Raw genomic sequence first — 19,138 nt, forward strand, 5'->3', positions numbered from 1 at the left:
AGCCTCGTTGCAAAGAAAAAACCAAACGCGGTTGTTACACCGCGTTTCAGGTATAGCATTGTCGCGTGGGCGGCGTTTATCCTGAAAGAGCACTTTACTGGCGAAGCTGATGAGGACGTTAAATGGATGAGCATTACCTGATCGATTTGAACGCGGCAGGCCTGACCCTGACCGACGATGGCCGGGTATGCTGCGCCTGGCAGCCTTTGATGCCCGACTACCATGACGGTGAATGGGGCAGACCGGTTACGGACGATCGTCGTCTGTTTGAAAAAGTTTGTCTCGAAGGGTTTCACTCCGGCATGTCATGGCAGCTTATTTATAATAAGCGGCATCACTTTCGCCAGGCATTCCACGACTTTGACTTCCACGCCGTCGCACAGTTTACCGAAGCCGACGTTGAAAGGCTGATGGCCGATAACACGATTGTGCGCAATCGTGCAAAGATCCTCTCAACTATCAACAATGCGAAACGGGCCATTGAGCTGGTCAACGAGGCCGGATCGCTCGGCGCCTGGTTCTGGCAGTTTGAGCCATTGCCGGAGGAGAGGCCCACCATCGATCTTGAATACTGGCAGAACGCCAAAACATCGCCAGAGGCTACTCGTCTCTCGAAGGCGCTGAAGAAGCGGGGCTGGACGTGGGTCGGGCCCGTCACGGCCTACGCGCTGATGCAGGCGTTAGGGTTGATCAACGACCATATCGAAGGATGCCAGTGTCGCGAGGAATGTGAAGAGGCGCGTAATAATTTGATCCGCCCGCCGCTAAAAGCGCGATAACATCAGGAATATCCTCAGGGGGCCGGGCCAATGTAGGCAGAAGTGGAATGACGCCGCAAAATGGGCAAAAAATCAGCATGCAGAGGTAGCGCTTCCGGGCCGCACTGCATTTCTGCGCATTCCCCCCCGTTCTGCATTGTTTATAACCTCTGGATCGGCGAAAATGCCGGCCATTGATGATTAATCCCCTGTGAACTTGCCCCGCGCTGACCGCGCAGCAGCAGCACAGCACCAAACAGAGTTTCTTCATGTCTAATGCACCCTTTATGCAAGAGGTGGCCCGCCGCCGCACTTTTGCCATTATTTCTCACCCGGATGCGGGTAAAACCACCATTACTGAAAAAGTGCTGCTGTTCGGGCAGGCGATTCAGACAGCCGGCACGGTCAAAGGCCGCGGCTCCAGCCAGCACGCCAAATCGGACTGGATGGAAATGGAAAAGCAGCGTGGGATCTCCATCACGACCTCCGTCATGCAGTTTCCCTATCGGGAATCGCTGATTAACCTGCTGGATACCCCCGGACACGAAGACTTCTCGGAAGATACTTACCGTACGCTGACCGCCGTGGACTGCTGCCTGATGGTCATCGATGCGGCAAAAGGCGTTGAGGATCGTACCCGCAAGCTGATGGAAGTAACCCGTCTGCGCGACACGCCGATCCTGACCTTTATGAACAAGCTGGACCGCGATATCCGCGATCCGATGGAAGTGCTGGATGAGGTGGAAAGCGAGCTGAAGATTGCCTGCGCGCCTATTACCTGGCCTATCGGCTGCGGCAAGTTGTTTAAGGGCGTTTATCACCTCTATAAAGACGAAACCTATCTTTATCAGTCCGGTAAAGGCCACACCATCCAGGAAGTTCGCGTGGTAAAAGGGCTGGATAACCCGGAACTGGATAGCGCTATTGGCGAAGAACTCGCTGCGCAGCTGCGTGAAGAGCTGGAGCTGGTGCAGGGCGCCTCGCATGAATTTGAGCGGGAAGCTTTCCTGGCCGGACAGCTGACTCCGGTCTTCTTCGGTACTGCGCTCGGTAACTTCGGCGTGGATCATATGCTTGACGGGCTGGTGGAGTGGGCACCTTCCCCTATGCCACGCGAAACCGATCTGCGCACCGTGACCGCCGCCGATGAGAAATTTACCGGCTTCGTCTTTAAGATTCAGGCGAATATGGATCCGAAGCACCGTGACCGCGTCGCCTTTTTGCGCGTGGTGTCCGGCCGCTACGAAAAAGGCATGAAGCTGCGTCAGGTACGCCTGGGCAAAGATGTGGTGATCGCCGATGCGCTGACCTTTATGGCCGGCGACCGTTCGCACGTTGAAGAGGCTTATCCGGGCGATATCATCGGCCTGCATAACCACGGCACCATCCAGATCGGCGATACCTTTACGCAGGGCGAGAATATGAAGTTCACCGGCATTCCGAACTTCGCGCCGGAGCTGTTCCGCCGTATTCGTCTGCGCGATCCGCTGAAGCAGAAGCAGCTGCTGAAAGGGCTGGTTCAGCTTTCGGAAGAGGGCGCGGTACAGGTATTCCGTCCGGTGCATAATAACGATTTGATTGTAGGCGCCGTCGGCGTGCTGCAGTTCGACGTGGTGGTAGCCCGTCTGAAAAGCGAATATAACGTGGAGGCGATTTACGAAGCGATTAACGTTTCGACCGCCCGCTGGGTTGAATGCGCGGATGCGAAGAAGTTTGACGAGTTCCAGCGTAAGAACGAAGTCAATCTTGCCCTCGACGGTGGGGATAACCTGACTTACATCGCGCCGACCATGGTAAACCTGAATATCACCCAAGAGCGCTATCCGGACGTGGTGTTCCGCAAAACGCGGGAACACTAAGTTCCTGACGCGATTCCATATCTCTGCGAAGCGATGCCCCGTGCATCGCTTTTTTTATGCCTGTTTCTGCCCCTGCCGTCCCGTTTCCTGCTTACAGACTCATCTTAAAAAACCGCGCCGTTGACCAAATATCCATCATATCAACCACAAGCAGCGGTGAAATCCCAATTAGCGTCTATATTTATTTCAACAGGACGCAAAACATGCGGCGCGGTTGCTGCGACGTCTTACTCCTACAGTCACGCCGTTTGTGGCTGAAAGCTCACAATTGTGGGTGTATGAACCTAGAAGGAAACGATCGATGAACAAGACTAAGATTGCTAAAACTCTGATGGCTGTAATGATGGGTTCTGCTCTGGTAAGTGGTGCGGCAATGGCTGAAGACACCACCACGCCGAAAGTGCAGTCCACTAACGATAGCATGAGTTCTAAAATCGATAGCTCTATGGAAAAAGTCGGTGACTACATGGATGACAGCGGCGTGACCGCCAAGGTGAAAGCCGCCCTGGTTGACAGCGACGCCATTAAAAGCACGGATATCTCGGTTGAAACCCATGAAGGCGTAGTGACGCTGAGCGGTTTCGTCCCGTCGCAGGATCAGGCTGAAATGGCCGTCGCGGCGGCGAAGAAAGTCGAAGGTGTGAAATCCGTCAGTGACAAACTACACGTAAAAGACAGCACAGAGTCCAGCGTAAGCGGTTATGCCGGTGATGCGGCAACCACCAGCGAAATCAAAGCTAAACTGTTAGCGGACGATATCGTTCCGTCACGTAACGTTAAAGTGGAAACCACCAACGGTGTGGTTCAGCTTTCCGGTACGGTGAAAAATCAGGCGCAGTCTGAACGTGCTGAAGGCATTGCCAAAGCCATCGACGGCGTGAAAAGCGTGAAAAACGATCTCAGTGTGAAATCGTGATGAAGTGGCACCGCTCCCGACGCGGAGCGGTGCCGCCTTAATAATCTTCTGAAAGACTATAAATGACTCATGCCGGTTTACGGCTGAATTGAATAACAGAAGCAGTTCGATTTTAACTATAAGGTAAGGAGAGGCTTATGTTTCGTTGGGGTATTATTTTCCTGGTCATTGCGCTCATCGCAGCCGCATTAGGTTTTGGTGGTCTGGCGGGTACAGCCGCATGGGCCGCTAAAATTGTCTTCGTCGTCGGTATCATTATCTTCCTGATCAGCCTGTTCACCGGCCGCAAGAAGTTATAGACACGCTGACGAAACGTGTTTTTGAGAAGACCAGCTGCGGCTGGTCTTCTTGTTTGTGCTGCTCTTCAACGCTGGAAAGCAAATTCCGCCACACGCCGTTCTTACATTAACCGTATCCTGAATCAGACATCACTCCTGAGGATACCGAATTGGGAAAGCATATCCCCATCATTCCCGGCACGACAGCACCGCTGGCGTTAACCCCCTTCCGTCCCGGCAAACTGGCGCTGGTATGTGAGGGTGGCGGGCAGCGGGGCATCTTCACCGCTGGCGTCCTTGATGAGTTTCAGCGCGCAAACTTCAATCCGTTTGATCTGATGCTGGGGACCTCTGCCGGAGCGCAGAATCTGTCCGCTTTTATCTGTGGGCAGCCCGGCTACGCCCGGCGCGTTATTACCCGCTACACCACCAGTAAACTGTTTTTCAATCCGTTACGCTTTGTGCGTGGGGGACACCTTATCGATCTGGACTGGCTTATTGATATCACCACGCAGGAGTTTCCGCTGGCTATGGCGGCGGGGGAGAAGATGTTCTCCTCCGGGCGGGAGTTTTATATGTGCGCCTGCCGGAGTGACGACTATTCGCCCGGCTATTTCGCCCCTACGGCGGCTAACTGGCTGAACCTGATTAAAGCCTCCAGCGCCATACCGGGCCTCTATCGCCCCGGCGTCGATCTGGATGGTGTAAGCTATCTGGATGGGGGGATCAGCGACGCCATTCCGGTGCGCGAGGCGGTCCGGCGCGGCGCGGAAACCATCGTGGTGATCCGTACCGTCCCTTCGCAGCTGACCTATACGCCACAGTGGCTGAAGCGAGTGGAGCGCTGGCTCAGCGAGGGCGCCCTTCAGCCGCTGGTCAATATTATGCAGCTGCATGAGGCAAGCTATCATCAGACCCAGCAGTTTATTCAGAATCCGCCCGGCAACGTGACGATCGTGGAGATCTTTCCACCGCAGCCGCTGGCAAGCAGGGCGCTCGGAAGCCGGATTGCTGCGCTGAATAAGGATTATCATCTGGGTCGCCGCTGCGGACGCCATTTTCTGGCAACGGTGGGGCAATGGCTGCAGGATCAGGGTACGCTGGTCAATCAGCCGCCGGTGGTCCCTGCGGCGCCGGTAGCCAACGAGCCGGACCGTCAGGGCATCGCCGCCGCGTCTGAGGCCGGTAACGATGCGGATTACATAAAAGGATCGCAGGCATGACACCTGAATTTGTTGATACCCACTGTCATTTTGACTTTGCGCCTTTCTGTGGCAGTGAAGCGGAAAGCCTGCGGCTGACGGAGGAAGCGGGCGTCAGAAGCCTCATCGCCGTTGGCGTCTCGGCGGATCGCTTCGCCGGAGTGATGGCACTGGCTGAGCGCTATGGGCCGGTCTATGCGGCGCTCGGGATCCATCCTCTGGCGGTGGCTGATTTCCAGGAAGAGCATCTTACACAGCTGGAAGCCTGGCTCCGCCAGCGTCCCGGCAAGCTGGTCGCCATCGGAGAGATTGGTCTTGATCTCTTTCAGGACGACCCGCAGTTTGATAAGCAGGAGGCGATGCTGACGGCCCAGTTACGCCTTGCCCGGGATTACGATCTGCCGGTAATCCTGCATTCCCGCCGCACGCACGATAAGCTGGCGATGCATCTGCGGCGCTTCGATCTGCCAAGGCGCGGGGTGGTTCATGGTTTTGCCGGCAGCGAACAGCAGGCGCTGGCCTTTATTCGCGCCGGCTATTTTATTGGCGTGGGCGGCACCATGACCTACGACCGCGCGGCGAAAACCCGCAACACCCTTTCCCGTCTGCCGCTCTCCTCACTTCTGCTGGAAACCGATTCGCCGGATATGCCCGTACAGGGGTTTCAGGGCCAGCCCAACCGCCCGGAGCGGATCCTCAACATCTGGCAAAGCCTGTGTGCTGTTCGTAAAGAGTCACCGCAGGAGATCGCTGACGCCATTCGTGAGAATACCCGCACGCTGTTTCATGTCTGAATGTCTAAACTTACAGATAAGGTGCTGACGACAGGCTCGGGACACCCGGCGAAATCAACGTTGTCGGGTAAATCAGATGTGAATGTTATTATTTTAACATTCCCCTGTGCCGGGCCGGATAGATGCTAACAATGTCGTCGGTTTTCCTGCTGAGCCACGCGGTGTCGGGTAAATATGTGTGATCTTAATCACCTGTATTATACAATGTTTGCAACGATACTTTTAACCTGTGTGAATTCAATCACGGAACAGGTGCGGCCCGCTCTGTTATTATCGTAACATCACGGACGCCAATTTCCGACTGGAGAGAAGAATGACTGACGTAACTCAAGCCGCCATACGGGCGTTAAAACTGATGGATCTGACCACGCTGAACGACGATGACACGGATGAAAAAGTGATCGCCCTGTGTCGTCAGGCAAAAACCGAAGCGGGGAACACCGCTGCGATTTGCATCTATCCACGCTTTATCCCTATTGCCCGTAAAACGCTTAAAGAGCAGGGCACGCCGGATATCCGTATCGCGACCGTGACAAACTTTCCCCACGGCAATGACGATCTCAGGATCGCACTGGCAGAAACGCACGCGGCCATCGCCTATGGCGCAGACGAAGTGGATGTGGTCTTCCCTTACCGCGCCCTGATGGCGGGTAATGAGGATATCGGTTACAAACTGGTCAGCGCCTGTAAAGCCGCCTGTGAAGAGGCCGATGTTCTGCTGAAAGTGATCATCGAAACCGGCGAGCTGAAAGATCCGGCGCTGATCCGTAAAGCGTCTGAAATCGCGATCGAGGCGGGAGCGGACTTTATTAAAACGTCTACCGGCAAAGTGCCGGTTAACGCAACGCCTGAAGCGGCGGAAATCATGCTGAAAACCATCGCGGACAAAGGCATGAAGCAGTCGGTAGGCTTCAAGCCCGCAGGCGGCGTCCGCACAGCTGAAGATGCGGCGCTTTATCTGAAACTGGCTGATGACATTATGGGCAGCGACTGGGCCAACTCCCGTCACTTCCGCTTTGGCGCCTCCAGCCTGTTAGCCAGCCTGCTGAACGCGGCGGGCTTTACCGGCGCAAAAAGCGATTCAGCCTACTGAGTCGCCGGGTAAATGCCGCCAGGCTTAACGGCGCTGGTGGCTTACCTGTTTGCCTGACAGCCCTGCGCGCCGTGTTTCTCTGGCCGGGGCAGCTTTCCGCAGAGGCCCGGTTCGCCAGGGTTTTTCATTACCAGGGGGCAAAATGTACCTGCCACAAGAAATTATCCGCAAAAAAAGAGACGGTCAGGCGCTGAGCGAAGAAGAGATTCGCTTCTTTATTAATGGCGTCCGTGACAACAGCGTGTCGGAAGGGCAGATCGCCGCGCTGGCGATGACTATCTATTTTCATGATATGACGCTACCCGAGCGGGTGGCGCTGACGATGGCGATGCGGGACTCCGGGTCGGTGCTCAACTGGCAGGCGCTGAACCTCAACGGCCCGATCGTGGATAAACACTCCACCGGCGGCGTGGGCGACGTCACGTCGCTGATGCTGGGCCCGATGGTGGCTGCATGCGGTGGGTTTGTGCCGATGATTTCGGGACGCGGCCTGGGCCATACCGGCGGCACTCTGGATAAGCTGGAAGCCATTCCGGGGTTTGATATTTTCCCGGATGACAACGCCTTCCGCCGGATGATTAAAGAGGTGGGCGTGGCGATTATTGGCCAGACCAATTCGCTCGCGCCCGCCGACAAGCGCTTCTATGCCACGCGCGATATTACCGCGACGGTGGACTCTATTCCGCTGATCACCGCCTCTATCCTGGCGAAAAAACTGGCCGAAGGGCTGGATGCGCTGGTGATGGACGTGAAAGTCGGCTCTGGCGCATTTATGCCAACTTTCGAACTTTCAGAGCAGCTGGCGCAGGCCATTGTCGGCGTGGCAAACGGCGCGGGCTGTAAAACGACCGCGCTGCTGACGGACATGAATCAGGTACTCGCCTCCAGTGCCGGTAACGCGCTGGAAGTGCGTGAAGCGGTGCAGTTCCTGACCGGTGAATACCGCAATCCACGCCTGCTGGAAGTGACGCTGGCGCTGAGCGCCGAGATGCTGGTTTCCGGTGGACTGGCCTCCTCTGTGGAAGAGGCGACCGGTAAGCTCCAGACGGTGCTCGATAATGGCCGCGCCGCCGAGATATTTTCCCGCATGGTGGCTGCTCAGAAAGGCCCGGCAGACTTTATCGAAAACATGGATCGCTATCTTCCCGCCCCGATGCTCAGCAAGGCCGTTTATGCCGATGCGCCGGGCATTGTCAGCGCGATGGATACCCGCGCGCTGGGGATGGCTGTGGTCACCATGGGCGGCGGACGCCGCCGCGCCAGTGATGCTATCGACTATAGCGTGGGCTTCAGCGAGATGGCGCAGCTGGGCGATCGCGTGGATGGCGAGCGGCCGCTGGCTGTGATCCATGCGGCGACCGAGGCGGGCTGGCAGGAAGCTGCTGCCGCCGTCAAAGCTGCGGTCACGCTCAGTGAGAAAGAGTTCGCAGAAACACCCGTAATCTATCGCAGAATAAGCGGATAACCGTCATACTGTTCTGATCGATAAAATTTACGCTCAGCGCGTTATAAACGCAGGAGACCAGGATGAAACGTGCATTTATCATGGTGCTGGATTCCTTCGGGATCGGATCCAGCAAAGACGCCCATAAGTTTGGCGATGAAGGCTCGGACACCCTCGGCCATATCGCCGAGGCGTGCTACAACGGTCAGGCCGACAAGGGCCGGAAAGGGCCGCTGCATTTACCTAATCTGACCGCGTTAGGCCTGGGTAAGGCAGCGGAAGAGTCCACCGGGAAATTCCCGCTGGGTCTGGATAAAGACGCCGATATTATTGGCGCTTACGCCTATGCCAGCGAGCTTTCTTCCGGGAAAGATACGCCGTCGGGCCACTGGGAAATTGCAGGCGTGCCGGTGCTGTTTGACTGGGGTTACTTCTCCGATAAAGAGAACAGTTTCCCGCAGGAGCTGCTCGATCTGCTGGTTGAAAAGGCGGATTTACCGGGCTATCTGGGTAACTGCCACTCCTCAGGGACGGTGATCCTCGATCAGCTTGGCGAAGAGCATATGAAAACGGGCAAACCGATTTTCTATACCTCGGCGGACTCCGTGTTCCAGATTGCCTGCCATGAAGAGACTTTCGGCCTGGATCGCCTCTATAAGCTGTGCGAGATTGCCCGTGAGGCGCTGACGGAAGGCGGTTATAACATCGGCCGCGTCATCGCCCGTCCCTTTATTGGCGACAAAGCGGGTCACTTTGAGCGTACCGGCAATCGTCACGATCTGGCCGTAGAGCCGCCGTCACCGACCATCCTGAAGAAGCTGGTGGATGAGCAGAACGGCGAAGTTATCTCCGTGGGGAAAATTGCGGATATCTACGCGCACGTCGGCATCACCAAAAAAGTGAAGGCGACGGGGCTGGATGCGCTCTTTGATGCCACCATCGAAGAGATGAAAGTCGCGCCGGATAACAGCATTGTCTTCACAAACTTCGTGGACTTCGACTCCACCTGGGGACACCGCCGTGACGTGGCAGGCTACGCTGGCGGGCTTGAGCTGTTCGATCGCCGTCTGCCTGAGCTGATGGCGCTGGTGAAGGAGGGCGATATCCTGATCCTCACCGCTGACCACGGCTGCGATCCGACCTGGGAAGGCACCGAGCACACCCGTGAGCACATCCCGGTGCTGATCTATGGGCCGGGAATCGAACCAGGCTCGCGCGGCTACCGCGACACCTTCGCCGATATCGGCCAGACCGTGGCGAACTATTTTGGCCTTTCCAATATGGAATACGGCAAAAGCATGCTGTAATCAGCGAAACGTAACCGGCCGGCGCAGCGCGCGCCGGCAATATTTAACAAGGAAAAAACATGGCTACGCCTCATATTAACGCTGAAATGGGTGATTTCGCAGACGTTGTGCTGATGCCGGGCGATCCGCTGCGCGCCAAGCACATTGCGGAAACCTTTTTGCAGGATGCGGTCGAAGTAAACAACGTACGCGGTATGCTGGGCTACACCGGTACCTATAAAGGCCGTAAAATTTCGGTAATGGGGCACGGCATGGGTATCCCATCCTGCTCCATCTACGCCAAAGAGCTGATCACCGATTTCGGCGTGAAAAAGATCATTCGCGTCGGTTCCTGTGGCGCGGTGCGTGCCGATGTCAAACTGCGTGACGTGGTGATCGGGATGGGCGCCTCAACGGATTCCAAAGTGAACCGTATACGCTTTAAGGATCACGACTTCGCGGCGATTGCGGACTTCGACATGGTGCGTAACGCCGCTGACGCTGCTAAAGCGCTGGGCGTTAATGCCCGCGTCGGTAATATCTTCTCCGCCGACCTGTTCTACTCGCCGGACCCGGAGATGTTCGACGTGATGGAGAAGTACGGCATTCTGGGCGTGGAAATGGAGGCTGCCGGTATCTACGGCGTGGCGGCAGAGTTTGGCGCAAAAGCGCTGGCTATCTGCACCGTTTCCGACCATATCCGCACCCACGAGCAGACGACGGCGGCTGAACGTCAGACGACCTTCAGCGAAATGGTTGAGATCGCGCTGGAATCCGTTCTGCTGGGCGATAAAGAGTAACGGCAGATGCTGGCCTGAAGTCGGGGCACACATCAGCATTACCTGTGAAAAAGGGCCGGAGAATCCGGCCTTTTTTTATGGTATTGCTCAGACGTTTCTCTGCGCGAGCATGCCTGTAACAGCAGCGCGCGCGAATCAGGGCTGCTTGTCCACCGGCGCTGCCTCCCCGGGGAGCGCTTCTTCATCGTCTTCCCTGACGGGATTATTGGCGGTCAGCAGAAACGGCGACTGCTGCCAGCGGGTACGGCGGTCTCTGAGTAGGGTCCGGGTCAGGATGATGCCGATAGCCAGCGACAGCAGCATCATCAGGCGCAGGATATTGGTGGTGTTATCGACCTGTCGCGATTCGGTGACCAGCACGTGCGTATCCAGCGTGACGCGCAGAAAGCCCCGTGGGCCATCGGGGCTGTCCAGCGACTGGACGATCTGGTGATTGAAATAGCTTCCGGCGCGTTGCCCGTCCAGCGCCAGCCGGTCACGCACGGAGATGGTTTCTCCGCTGTGCGCCATCAGCATCCCGTTTTCGTCATAGAGCGAGGCGTCGAGAATGCGGCTCTCTTTCGTCAGCAGGCTGAGCATCTCGTCAATTTTCGGCTGGTTATCGTCGCTGTTCTCCATCAGCGGCGCCAGGCTCCAGGCCACCTGCCGGGTCAGCGTACGGGCAAGCTCATCCACCTGCTCGGAGCGGGCCATCTGATGGCCAAGACTGAACCAGGAGGCGCCCTGCATCAGCACAACCAGCAGGGTCAGGCAGATCAGGACGATTGCCGTACGGTGCAGTCTGAATTTTAGTTTGGCCTTTGCCATCTTTGCCCTTCATGCCTCAGGAAGAAAACCGACGTTTGTCGCTGAGCTTTATGTTGCCAGAAGCGGGGCGGACAGGGTAGCCTCTTGCGTGGTTAATATGTCCTTACAGGAGCTGTAATGCCAAATAGTCTGACCTGGTGCGACCTGCCTTCCGAAGTCTCTCTCTGGCCGGGTTTACCTCTTTCCCTCAGCGGCGATGAAGTGATGCCGCTGGACTACCGTGCCGGACGCACCGGCTGGCTGCTGTACGGACGCCAGCTCGATAAAGCCCGCCTCACCGACTTCCAGCATCAGCTTGGCGCGGCGATGGTGATCGTCAGCGCCTGGTGCGTTGATGAGTATCAGGTGATACGCCTGGCGGGCTCGCTGACCGCGCGTGCGACCAGGCTGGCCCATGATGCCGGACTGGACGTGGCACCGCTGGGCAAAATCCCCCATCTGAAAACGCCCGGACTGCTGGTGATGGATATGGACTCTACCGCAATTGAGATAGAGTGCATTGATGAAATCGCAAAACTGGCGGGCTGTGGCGACCTGGTTGCCGAAGTGACCGAACGGGCGATGCGCGGTGAACTCGACTTCACCGCCAGCCTGCGTCAGCGCGTGGCGACGCTGAAAGGCGCCGATGCGGCGATCCTGGCGAAAGTCCGTGACGAACTGCCGCTGATGCCTGGCCTCACGTCGCTGGTGCAGAAGCTTCAGGCGCTGGGATGGCATGTGGCCATCGCCTCCGGCGGCTTTACCTGGTTTGCCGGACATCTGCGCGAAAAGCTTCATCTCTCCGCCAGCGTGGCGAATGAGCTGGAGGTGCGGGACGGCAAGCTGACCGGTGAGCTGCTGGGCGATATCGTTGATGCTAAATATAAGGCGGAGACGCTGCACAAGCTTGCCGCGCGTTTTGAGATTGCGCCGGAGCAGACCGTCGCCATTGGTGACGGTGCCAACGATCTGCTGATGCTGAAGGCGGCGGCGCTGGGCGTTGCTTACCACGCCAAGCCGACCGTGAATGAAAAAACCAACGTGACTATCCGTCATGCGGATCTAATGGGCGTGTTCTGCATTCTCAGCGGCAGCCTGATTTCCGATGAACGTTAAGGAACAGATTTGGCCAAAGCGATAAAACGCGCCTTTGTATGTAACGAATGCGGCGCAGATTATCCACGCTGGCAGGGGCAATGCAGCGCCTGCCACGCCTGGAACACCATTACCGAAGTGCGTCTGGCGGCGTCTCCTGCCGTGGCGCGCAACGAACGCCTCTCCGGCTATGCGGGCAGCGCGGGCACCAGCCGCGTACAGAAGCTGTCCGATATCAGCCTGGAGGCGCTGCCGCGCTTCTCCACCGGCTTTAAAGAGTTTGACCGCGTGCTGGGCGGCGGCGTGGTGCCCGGCAGCGCTATCCTGATTGGCGGCAGTCCCGGCGCCGGTAAGAGTACGCTTCTGCTGCAAACGCTGTGTCGCCTCTCCGAAGGGATGAAAACGCTGTACGTCACCGGCGAAGAGTCGCTTCAGCAGGTGGCGATGCGTGCGCACCGCCTCGGTCTGCCGACCGAAAACCTCAATATGTTGTCGGAAACCAGCATCGAGCAGATCTGTCAGATTGCCGAGCAGGAAGCGCCGAAGCTGATGGTGATCGACTCGATTCAGGTCATGCATATGGCGGATATTCAGTCCTCGCCGGGCAGCGTGGCCCAGGTGCGGGAAACCGCCGCCTATCTGACCCGCTTCGCGAAAACGCGCGGCGTCGCTATTGTGATGGTGGGGCACGTCACCAAAGATGGCTCGCTGGCCGGGCCGAAAGTGCTGGAGCACTGTATTGACTGCTCCGTGCTGCTGGACGGCGACGCGGATTCCCGCTTCCGCACGCTGCGCAGCCATAAAAACCGGTTCGGCGCCGTTAACGAGCTTGGCGTTTTCGCCATGACCGAGCAGGGACTGCGGGAAGTGAGTAACCCTTCCGCTATCTTCCTCAGCCGCGGTGATGAAGTCACCTCCGGCAGCTCGGTAATGGTGCTGTGGGAAGGGACGCGCCCTCTGCTGGTCGAGATTCAGGCGCTGGTGGATCACTCCATGATGGGCAATCCCCGGCGCGTCGCGGTCGGCCTTGAGCAGAACCGGCTGGCGATCCTGTTAGCCGTCCTGCACCGGCACGGCGGTTTACAGATGGCGGATCAGGACGTTTTCGTTAACGTCGTGGGCGGCGTAAAAGTGACGGAAACCAGCGCCGATCTGGCCCTGATGCTGTCGATGGTCTCCAGCCTGCGCGATCGTCCACTGCCGCAGGATCTGGTGGTATTTGGTGAAGTGGGACTGGCGGGCGAGATCCGGCCTGTGCCCAGCGGGCAGGAGCGTATCTCCGAAGCGGCGAAGCACGGTTTCCGCCGCGCTATCGTCCCGGCGGCTAACGTGCCTAAAAAGGTGCCGGAAAACATGAAGGTGTACGGGGTGAAAAAACTGGCCGATGCGCTGGCGATCCTGGAAGACCTCTGAGGCCGTCCTTCATTCTGCGGCGGGCCAGCGCATCGGCCCGCTGGTGGAGCGTGAACTATATTCACCGGGGTGGAATTGAGTCCGCCCGTTATGCAGGAGGCATCTGATGTCGTCATTCGAATATCTGAAAACCGCAATCCGTCACCAGGGCTGTACGCTCCAGCAGGTCGCCGACGCAAGCGGTATGACTAAAGGCTATCTTAGCCAGCTGCTGAATGCCAAAATCAAAAGCCCCAGCGCGCAGAAGCTTGAAGCGCTGCACCGCTTCCTCGGGCTGGAGTTTCCGCGCCGGGAAAAAACGGTGGGCGTGGTCTTCGGCAAGTTTTATCCGCTGCATACGGGGCACATTTACCTTATCCAGCGCGCCTGTAGCCAGGTTGATGAGCTGCATATCATTATGGGGTATGACGAACCCCGCGACCGCCAGCTGTTTGAAGACAGCGCCATGTCGCAGCAGCCTACCGTCAGCGATCGCCTGCGCTGGCTGTTACAGACGTTTAAATACCAGAAAAATATCCGCATCCACGCCTTTAATGAAGAAGGCATGGAGCCCTATCCGCACGGCTGGGATGTCTGGAGCCGGGGCATTAACGCCTTTATGGAAAACCACGGCATTGTGCCAAACCGGGTTTACACCAGCGAAGAGCCTGACGCGCCGCAGTATCAGCAGCATCTGGGGATCGAAGCGGTCCTGATCGATCCTAAACGATCGTTTATGGACATCAGCGGCGCGCAGATCCGTCAGGATCCGTTTCACTACTGGGAATATATCCCCACCGAGGTCAAACCGTTTTTCGTCCGTACGGTGGCGATCCTCGGCGGTGAATCGAGCGGAAAATCGACGCTGGTGAATAAACTGGCCAATATTTTTAACACCACCAGCGCGTGGGAGTTTGGCCGCGACTACGTCTTCTCCCATCTTGGCGGCGACGAGATGGCGCTCCAGTATTCCGACTACGATAAAATCGCGCTGGGTCAGGCGCAGTATATTGATTTTGCGGTAAAATATGCCAATAAAGTCGCCTTTATCGATACGGATTTCGTCACTACCCAGGCCTTCTGCAAAAAGTACGAAGGGCGCGAACACCCCTTCGTGCAGGCGCTGATCGACGAATATCGTTTCGATCTGGTGATCCTGGTGGAAAACAACGTGCCCTGGGTCGCCGACGGACTACGCAGCCTTGGCAGCTCGGTGGATCGCAAAGAGTTTCAGAAGCTGCTGATCGCGATGCTTGAAGAGAACAATATCGCCTATAAGCACGTGGAGCAGGATAGCTATGACGAACGCTTTCTGCGCTGCGTGGAGCTGGTGAAGGAGATGCTGGGCGATCGTAAGGCTGGCGTCTGATCGTTCCATAAAGAACAAGGAGCAGGCATAAAACATGCCCGCTCCCTGTGGTCTTATTACGCCAGCGAGCGCAGCGTATTGACGCTCTGCTCACGCACAAACAGCGCCAGCATGACCATGCCGGCCAGCGCCAGCACGCTGGCGAGCAGAAAGGCTGATGAGTAACCCCCGCCATACTGGATTAAAAAGCCGGTGATGCCCGGTGACAGGATCCCCGCCAGATTTGCCAGCAGATGCACAAATCCCCCGGCGGTGCCGATGCGTTCCGCAGGTACGATATCCTGCAGGAGCGACCAGCAGGCCTGCGGCGTCATATAGGCAAAGACGCTGGCCAGCGTAATCAGCGTCACGGCAAGCGTAACGTTACTGGCCCAGGCGGTCAGCATCACGCAGATCGCGGCGACCGCGAGCCCGGTGAAGATCACCAGCTTGCGCGACAGCAGGAAATTGCCGGTCCGCCGGAACAGCGCATCGGAAACGATCCCACCGCCGATAAAGCCGACCGTCGCGCCAAGCCAGGGCAGAATGCCGATCAGGCTCATGCTTTTAATATCCAGATGCTGAAAGTCGGTCAGATAGCTGGGCAGCCATGACAGAAAGAAGAACTGGATATAGTTGAAGCAGAAAAAGGCGGCGGCGACGCCCAGCACCGGCAGCGAAAGGACGTAGTGCCAGAGGGGGACTTGCTTAGCGTCGCCCGTTTTCGTTACGCGCGTGGCGGGGCGCTGTGCGGCGATCAATGCCCGCTCATCCTCGCTGACGCGCGGATGCTGCTCAGGCCGGTCGCGGAACAGCCACAGCCAGAAAGCCAGCCAGACGAAGCCCAGCGCGGCAATCACCACAAAAGCGATGCGCCAGCCAAACTGCAACCCCACAAGCCCGACCACGGGCGCGGCGATGGCCGCACCCAGCGGCTGTCCGGCATTGGTAAAGCCAACCGCACGGCCCACTTCTTTGCGGGGGAACCAGTTGGAGATCGACTTATTGGTGGTCGTTCCCATCGGGCCTTCGCCAATACCAAACAGCACGCGCACAATCAGCAGATGCGCAAAGCTGCCGGCCAGCGCCGTGGCGCCGCAAAACAGCGACCAGATGGCCGCCGCGAAGCCGAACACCTTACGCGGGCCATAGCGGTCTGCGGCCCAGCCGCCCAGAAAGCAGAACAGGCAATAGCCGATAAAAAAGCAGCTGAACAGAATGCCCATCTGAGCATCATTAATATGGAGATCCTGTTTTACCAGCGGCGCCATCACCGACAGCGCGGCGCGATCCAGGTAGTTCAGGATCCCGGCAAAAAAGAGCAGCAGCGCCACTACGCTGCGGTAGTTTTTAAACATGGTTCGCCTCCGCGCTCAGGGTGATATGGCTGAGGGTATGCGCTTTCAGTACCGCCGCGTCGGGCTGAAAGCCCAGGCCAGGCGTGGTGGGCAAGGTCATTCTCGGCGCGAAATCAAGCTGCGGATAAAGCAGCGGCGAGAAACGGATATAGGGGACTTCCAGCGAGATCTCTTCAGGTAGCGTGGCCACAAGGTGCGCCGTCGCCAGCAAACCGGCACCATAGTAAAAACAGTGGGGAACGACCTTAATGCCGTGCGAGCGGGCCTGTGCCATAACGCGGAGCGAGGCCGTGATGCCGCCCACTTTCGCCACGCTGGGCTGCAGCACATCCACCGCCTGAGCGTGATAAAAGGGCTCAAAGCCCCAGTCGCCGCAGATGTTCTCGCCGGCGGCAATCGGCGTGCCTGCGCGACGAACCTCCGCCAGGCCGGCAATATCATCCGGCGGCCAGACAGGCTCTTCCAGCCAGCCCAGCTTCAACTCTGCCAGCTGGCGGGCGCGGCTGCTGGCTTCATCTGTCGTCCACGGGCAGTTCACATCCACCATCAGCGTCGCCTCCTGCGGCAGCGCGGCCCTGGCGGCGGCGATGGCCGCGTAGTCGGTTTCATGCAGTTTCAGGGTGCGGAAGCCCGCCTGCCACGCGCGCTGTACCTGGCGGGCAACTTCCTCCGGCTGGTTGTTATAGCTGACCAGGCTGGCATAGAGGCCAATCTCATGGCGCTCTGCGCCCAGCAGCTGCCACAACGGCTGACCCTGGCGCTGCCCCAGCAGATCCCAGAGCGCAATGTCTATCGCCGACAGCGCATAGCGCACCGGTCCGCTGCGGCCAAAGGCATGCAGCGCTTTTTCCGCCTCGCTCACCAGCGCCGCCAGCGCTTCACGGCTCTCCGGCACGGGCTTATTCAGGAAAAGAGGAATAACCAGCGACTCCAGCGCCTGGGCCGTCACCGGATTACATAAATGCCCGAAGCCTTCTCCCCAGCCCTGCTGACCTTCATCGGTGGTCAGACGCACCAGCAGCGTCTCCATCTGCTTCAGGGCGGGCGACGCTGCGTTCCAGGCCGTTTCCTCCACCTCTGGCGTGGTGCGATCGCTTGCAAAGGGAATAGCGAGGCGAATCACCTCGATGTGACTGATTTTCATGCCATAAACCTCATCGTGTAGGGGAGTCAGCAGCTTGTAATCGGATTTTTAAGCGCCGGCTGACCGGGGAGAAGCATGTTGCCTGTTCAGTATAAAAAGAGGGGCAGAGTGCGGCATCGTTCAGCCGCACAAGGATGGCGGGGGAGGAGGAAAGAAATTATGGCATCTGGCTAAGCGGCTGCGAGATTGCTCACAAAAAACGGATATAAACCCAGGGTCGTCGGTGAAACGGACTGCCCGGTGAAAAGAAGGGGATTCAGCAGGAGCACGTAGAGCAGGATAACAATGATGAACGCTTCCTGCGCTAAGTGGAGAGGGTGAAGACATGCCGGGTATCTGACCGGCAAGTGCAGAACAGCGCCTGCGTGGGAAACGCCAGCGGATGGCGTTAGTTCACGTTCTGCTGGTAAGCGTTAATGACCCCCACTTCAGGCAGGCTGCGGCGCAGGCGTTATTTTCCCGGCGCGGCGGCATCGGCCACCGATTCACGCAGAATCAGCCCGCAGGTAAAATCCTTATGGGGCGTCATATCGCCGCCGTCCAGCATGGAAATAAGGCGGTTAATCACCTCATTGATCATCCCGGTTACCGGCGCTTTGACGCTGGAGAGCGCAGGGTGCAGGAAAGGCGCGACGGGGATGTCGTCAAAACCCAGCAGCGATACCTGTTCAGGTACGGTGAGGCCGGCGGCGTTGAGCTGTTTTAGCGCCCCCACCGCCATATCATCGTTACTGGCGATCAGTGCGCTAAAGGCGATGTCGTGCTCCAGCAGATCTCTGACGGCCTGTGCGCCGCAGGCGGGCGTCCATTTGCCTTCGACAATAAGTTGAGGATCGATGGGGAGGCCGGCGTGACGCAGCGCGTCTTTATAACCGGCGAGGCGCTCAAGTGCGGTTGGCGAGTCGGGCGATCCGGTAATAAAGGCGATGCGCCGGTGACCGCGTGCGATCAGCGCCTGCGCGGCGTTAAAAGATGATGCTTTATGATCGCAGCAGACGGAATGGCTGGGATGTTTCCGTAGCCTGCGGTTCACTACCATGATCGGCTGGCGAGTTTCCCCGATGATGTCGTCCAGATCCTCAATGCTGAGAAAGCGCGGATAAAGGATGATGGCGTCACAGCGAAGGTCGAGAAGAAATTCTATCGCCTCGCGTTCCTGCTGCGCGCTGTGTTTACCGTCAACGAGGATAAGCTGGCGGCCGCTTTCTTCCACTTTTTTTGCCGCCCCTGAAAGAATTTCGCTGAAGTAACTGCCGCTGTAGAGGGTGTTGGTGACCACCATGCCGATACACTGAGATTTGCTGGTGGCGAGATTACGCGCCAGCAGGTTAGGGCGGTAGCCCGCGGCTTCAATGGCCGCAAAGACCTGTTTCCGGGTTTCTTCGCTAACGTATCCTTTACCCGAGAGTACGCGGGAGACGGTAGCCTTGGAAACGCCCGCTTTTCTCGCGACTTCCTGCATCGTTGACATCGGTTTTTCCTGCTCTGGCTGGTCGGGATATTCTAAACCCTTTTAGGGTAAAGGTTGCGGATTATGTCTTACAGGATCGGGCGGGCGTGCGGGCACCGGCAGAGATTTTCTGAA

At 57.8% G+C, this 19,138-nt stretch carries 17 protein-coding genes; 13 read left to right on the plus strand and 4 right to left on the minus strand.

From position 1 onward, the window contains the following. Nucleotides 1-122 precede the first annotated feature (122 nt). The 10 genes from AAH446_RS06890 to deoD all read left to right on the plus strand — a co-directional run bounded on the left by AAH446_RS06890 (nucleotide 123) and on the right by deoD (nucleotide 10,430). Complete coding sequence (locus AAH446_RS06890; protein ID WP_342905977.1) at nucleotides 123-779, plus strand: DNA-3-methyladenine glycosylase I; 657 nt, start codon at nucleotides 123-125, stop codon at nucleotides 777-779. A 248-nt stretch (nucleotides 780-1,027) separates the two neighbouring features. Next, nucleotides 1,028-2,617: a peptide chain release factor 3 gene (gene prfC / locus AAH446_RS06895; protein WP_342905978.1), complete on the plus strand. Its 1,590-nt coding sequence runs from the start codon at nucleotides 1,028-1,030 to the stop codon at nucleotides 2,615-2,617. Nucleotides 2,618-2,918: 301 nt separating this feature from the next. Then, nucleotides 2,919-3,533, plus strand: coding sequence for a molecular chaperone OsmY (osmY, locus tag AAH446_RS06900; RefSeq protein WP_342905979.1), 615 nt, complete (start codon nucleotides 2,919-2,921; stop codon nucleotides 3,531-3,533). Nucleotides 3,534-3,670: 137 nt separating this feature from the next. Beyond that, nucleotides 3,671-3,832 (plus strand): DUF1328 domain-containing protein, encoded by a 162-nt coding sequence (locus AAH446_RS06905; RefSeq protein ID WP_071995405.1) that lies wholly within the window; start codon nucleotides 3,671-3,673, stop codon nucleotides 3,830-3,832. A gap of 149 nt (nucleotides 3,833-3,981) precedes the next feature. After that, nucleotides 3,982-5,034, plus strand: a complete 1,053-nt coding sequence (locus AAH446_RS06910) for a patatin-like phospholipase family protein (RefSeq protein WP_342905980.1) — start codon at nucleotides 3,982-3,984, stop codon at nucleotides 5,032-5,034. Then, a complete protein-coding gene (locus AAH446_RS06915) occupies nucleotides 5,031-5,807 on the plus strand; it encodes a TatD family hydrolase (RefSeq protein ID WP_342905981.1) in 777 nt (258 codons plus the stop codon). Before AAH446_RS06910 ends, AAH446_RS06915 begins: the two co-directional genes overlap by 4 nt. 313 nt (nucleotides 5,808-6,120) lie before the next feature. Further along, nucleotides 6,121-6,900, plus strand: coding sequence for a deoxyribose-phosphate aldolase (gene deoC, locus AAH446_RS06920; protein WP_342905982.1), 780 nt, complete (start codon nucleotides 6,121-6,123; stop codon nucleotides 6,898-6,900). Between the two features lie 142 nt (nucleotides 6,901-7,042). Continuing rightward, nucleotides 7,043-8,365 carry a thymidine phosphorylase gene (deoA, locus tag AAH446_RS06925; RefSeq protein ID WP_342905983.1) on the plus strand — a complete coding sequence of 441 codons (1,323 nt, stop codon included), beginning with the start codon at nucleotides 7,043-7,045 and terminating at the stop codon, nucleotides 8,363-8,365. A 62-nt stretch (nucleotides 8,366-8,427) separates the two neighbouring features. Next, nucleotides 8,428-9,651, plus strand: coding sequence for a phosphopentomutase (gene deoB / locus AAH446_RS06930; protein WP_342905984.1), 1,224 nt, complete (start codon nucleotides 8,428-8,430; stop codon nucleotides 9,649-9,651). 59 nt (nucleotides 9,652-9,710) lie between these two features. Further along, complete coding sequence (gene deoD / locus AAH446_RS06935; RefSeq protein ID WP_342905985.1) at nucleotides 9,711-10,430, plus strand: purine-nucleoside phosphorylase; 720 nt, start codon at nucleotides 9,711-9,713, stop codon at nucleotides 10,428-10,430. A 135-nt stretch (nucleotides 10,431-10,565) separates the two neighbouring features. Here deoD and AAH446_RS06940 read toward each other — a convergent pair whose 3' ends face one another. Beyond that, a complete protein-coding gene (locus tag AAH446_RS06940) occupies nucleotides 10,566-11,237 on the minus strand; it encodes a YtjB family periplasmic protein (protein ID WP_342905986.1) in 672 nt (223 codons plus the stop codon). A gap of 117 nt (nucleotides 11,238-11,354) precedes the next feature. Here AAH446_RS06940 and serB point away from each other — a divergent pair, with 117 nt between their 5' ends. The 3 genes from serB to nadR all read left to right on the plus strand — a co-directional run bounded on the left by serB (nucleotide 11,355) and on the right by nadR (nucleotide 15,072). Beyond that, entirely contained in the window at nucleotides 11,355-12,332 is a 978-nt protein-coding gene (serB, locus tag AAH446_RS06945; protein WP_342905987.1) for a phosphoserine phosphatase, read from the plus strand. A 9-nt stretch (nucleotides 12,333-12,341) separates the two neighbouring features. Beyond that, nucleotides 12,342-13,724 (plus strand): DNA repair protein RadA, encoded by a 1,383-nt coding sequence (gene radA, locus AAH446_RS06950; RefSeq protein WP_342905988.1) that lies wholly within the window; start codon nucleotides 12,342-12,344, stop codon nucleotides 13,722-13,724. Between the two features lie 106 nt (nucleotides 13,725-13,830). Further along, the gene (gene nadR / locus AAH446_RS06955) at nucleotides 13,831-15,072 is read left to right on the plus strand and encodes a multifunctional transcriptional regulator/nicotinamide-nucleotide adenylyltransferase/ribosylnicotinamide kinase NadR (protein ID WP_342905989.1); all 1,242 of its coding nucleotides are present in this window, start codon (nucleotides 13,831-13,833) and stop codon (nucleotides 15,070-15,072) included. Nucleotides 15,073-15,128: 56 nt separating this feature from the next. Here the strand turns inward: nadR and AAH446_RS06960 are convergent, their stop codons facing one another. The 3 genes from AAH446_RS06960 to AAH446_RS06970 form a co-directional block, all read right to left on the minus strand. Continuing rightward, nucleotides 15,129-16,409, minus strand: a complete 1,281-nt coding sequence (locus AAH446_RS06960; protein WP_342905990.1) for an MFS transporter — start codon at nucleotides 16,407-16,409, stop codon at nucleotides 15,129-15,131. Continuing rightward, entirely contained in the window at nucleotides 16,402-17,553 is a 1,152-nt protein-coding gene (locus AAH446_RS06965) for a mandelate racemase/muconate lactonizing enzyme family protein (RefSeq protein WP_342905991.1), read from the minus strand. Before AAH446_RS06965 ends, AAH446_RS06960 begins: the two co-directional genes overlap by 8 nt. Nucleotides 17,554-18,004: 451 nt before the next feature. Then, nucleotides 18,005-19,024 (minus strand): LacI family DNA-binding transcriptional regulator, encoded by a 1,020-nt coding sequence (locus AAH446_RS06970; RefSeq protein WP_342905992.1) that lies wholly within the window; start codon nucleotides 19,022-19,024, stop codon nucleotides 18,005-18,007. Nucleotides 19,025-19,138 lie beyond the last annotated feature (114 nt).

The organism is Erwinia psychrophila, from assembly GCF_039023475.1.
Classification (GTDB): Bacteria; Pseudomonadota; Gammaproteobacteria; order Enterobacterales; family Enterobacteriaceae; genus Erwinia.

Coding starts and splice junctions, on each gene's coding strand:
- deoD (WP_342905985.1), top strand. CDS start 9,711: ATGGCTACGCCTCATATTAACGCTGAAATGGGTGATTTCGCAGACGTT.
- AAH446_RS06890 (WP_342905977.1), top strand. CDS start 123: ATGGATGAGCATTACCTGATCGATTTGAACGCGGCAGGCCTGACCCTG.
- osmY (WP_342905979.1), top strand. CDS start 2,919: ATGAACAAGACTAAGATTGCTAAAACTCTGATGGCTGTAATGATGGGT.
- deoC (WP_342905982.1), top strand. CDS start 6,121: ATGACTGACGTAACTCAAGCCGCCATACGGGCGTTAAAACTGATGGAT.
- AAH446_RS06940 (WP_342905986.1), bottom strand. CDS start 11,237: ATGGCAAAGGCCAAACTAAAATTCAGACTGCACCGTACGGCAATCGTC.
- nadR (WP_342905989.1), top strand. CDS start 13,831: ATGTCGTCATTCGAATATCTGAAAACCGCAATCCGTCACCAGGGCTGT.
- AAH446_RS06970 (WP_342905992.1), bottom strand. CDS start 19,024: ATGTCAACGATGCAGGAAGTCGCGAGAAAAGCGGGCGTTTCCAAGGCT.
- deoA (WP_342905983.1), top strand. CDS start 7,043: ATGTACCTGCCACAAGAAATTATCCGCAAAAAAAGAGACGGTCAGGCG.
- AAH446_RS06915 (WP_342905981.1), top strand. CDS start 5,031: ATGACACCTGAATTTGTTGATACCCACTGTCATTTTGACTTTGCGCCT.
- AAH446_RS06965 (WP_342905991.1), bottom strand. CDS start 17,553: ATGAAAATCAGTCACATCGAGGTGATTCGCCTCGCTATTCCCTTTGCA.
- serB (WP_342905987.1), top strand. CDS start 11,355: ATGCCAAATAGTCTGACCTGGTGCGACCTGCCTTCCGAAGTCTCTCTC.
- AAH446_RS06960 (WP_342905990.1), bottom strand. CDS start 16,409: ATGTTTAAAAACTACCGCAGCGTAGTGGCGCTGCTGCTCTTTTTTGCC.
- AAH446_RS06905 (WP_071995405.1), top strand. CDS start 3,671: ATGTTTCGTTGGGGTATTATTTTCCTGGTCATTGCGCTCATCGCAGCC.
- prfC (WP_342905978.1), top strand. CDS start 1,028: ATGTCTAATGCACCCTTTATGCAAGAGGTGGCCCGCCGCCGCACTTTT.
- deoB (WP_342905984.1), top strand. CDS start 8,428: ATGAAACGTGCATTTATCATGGTGCTGGATTCCTTCGGGATCGGATCC.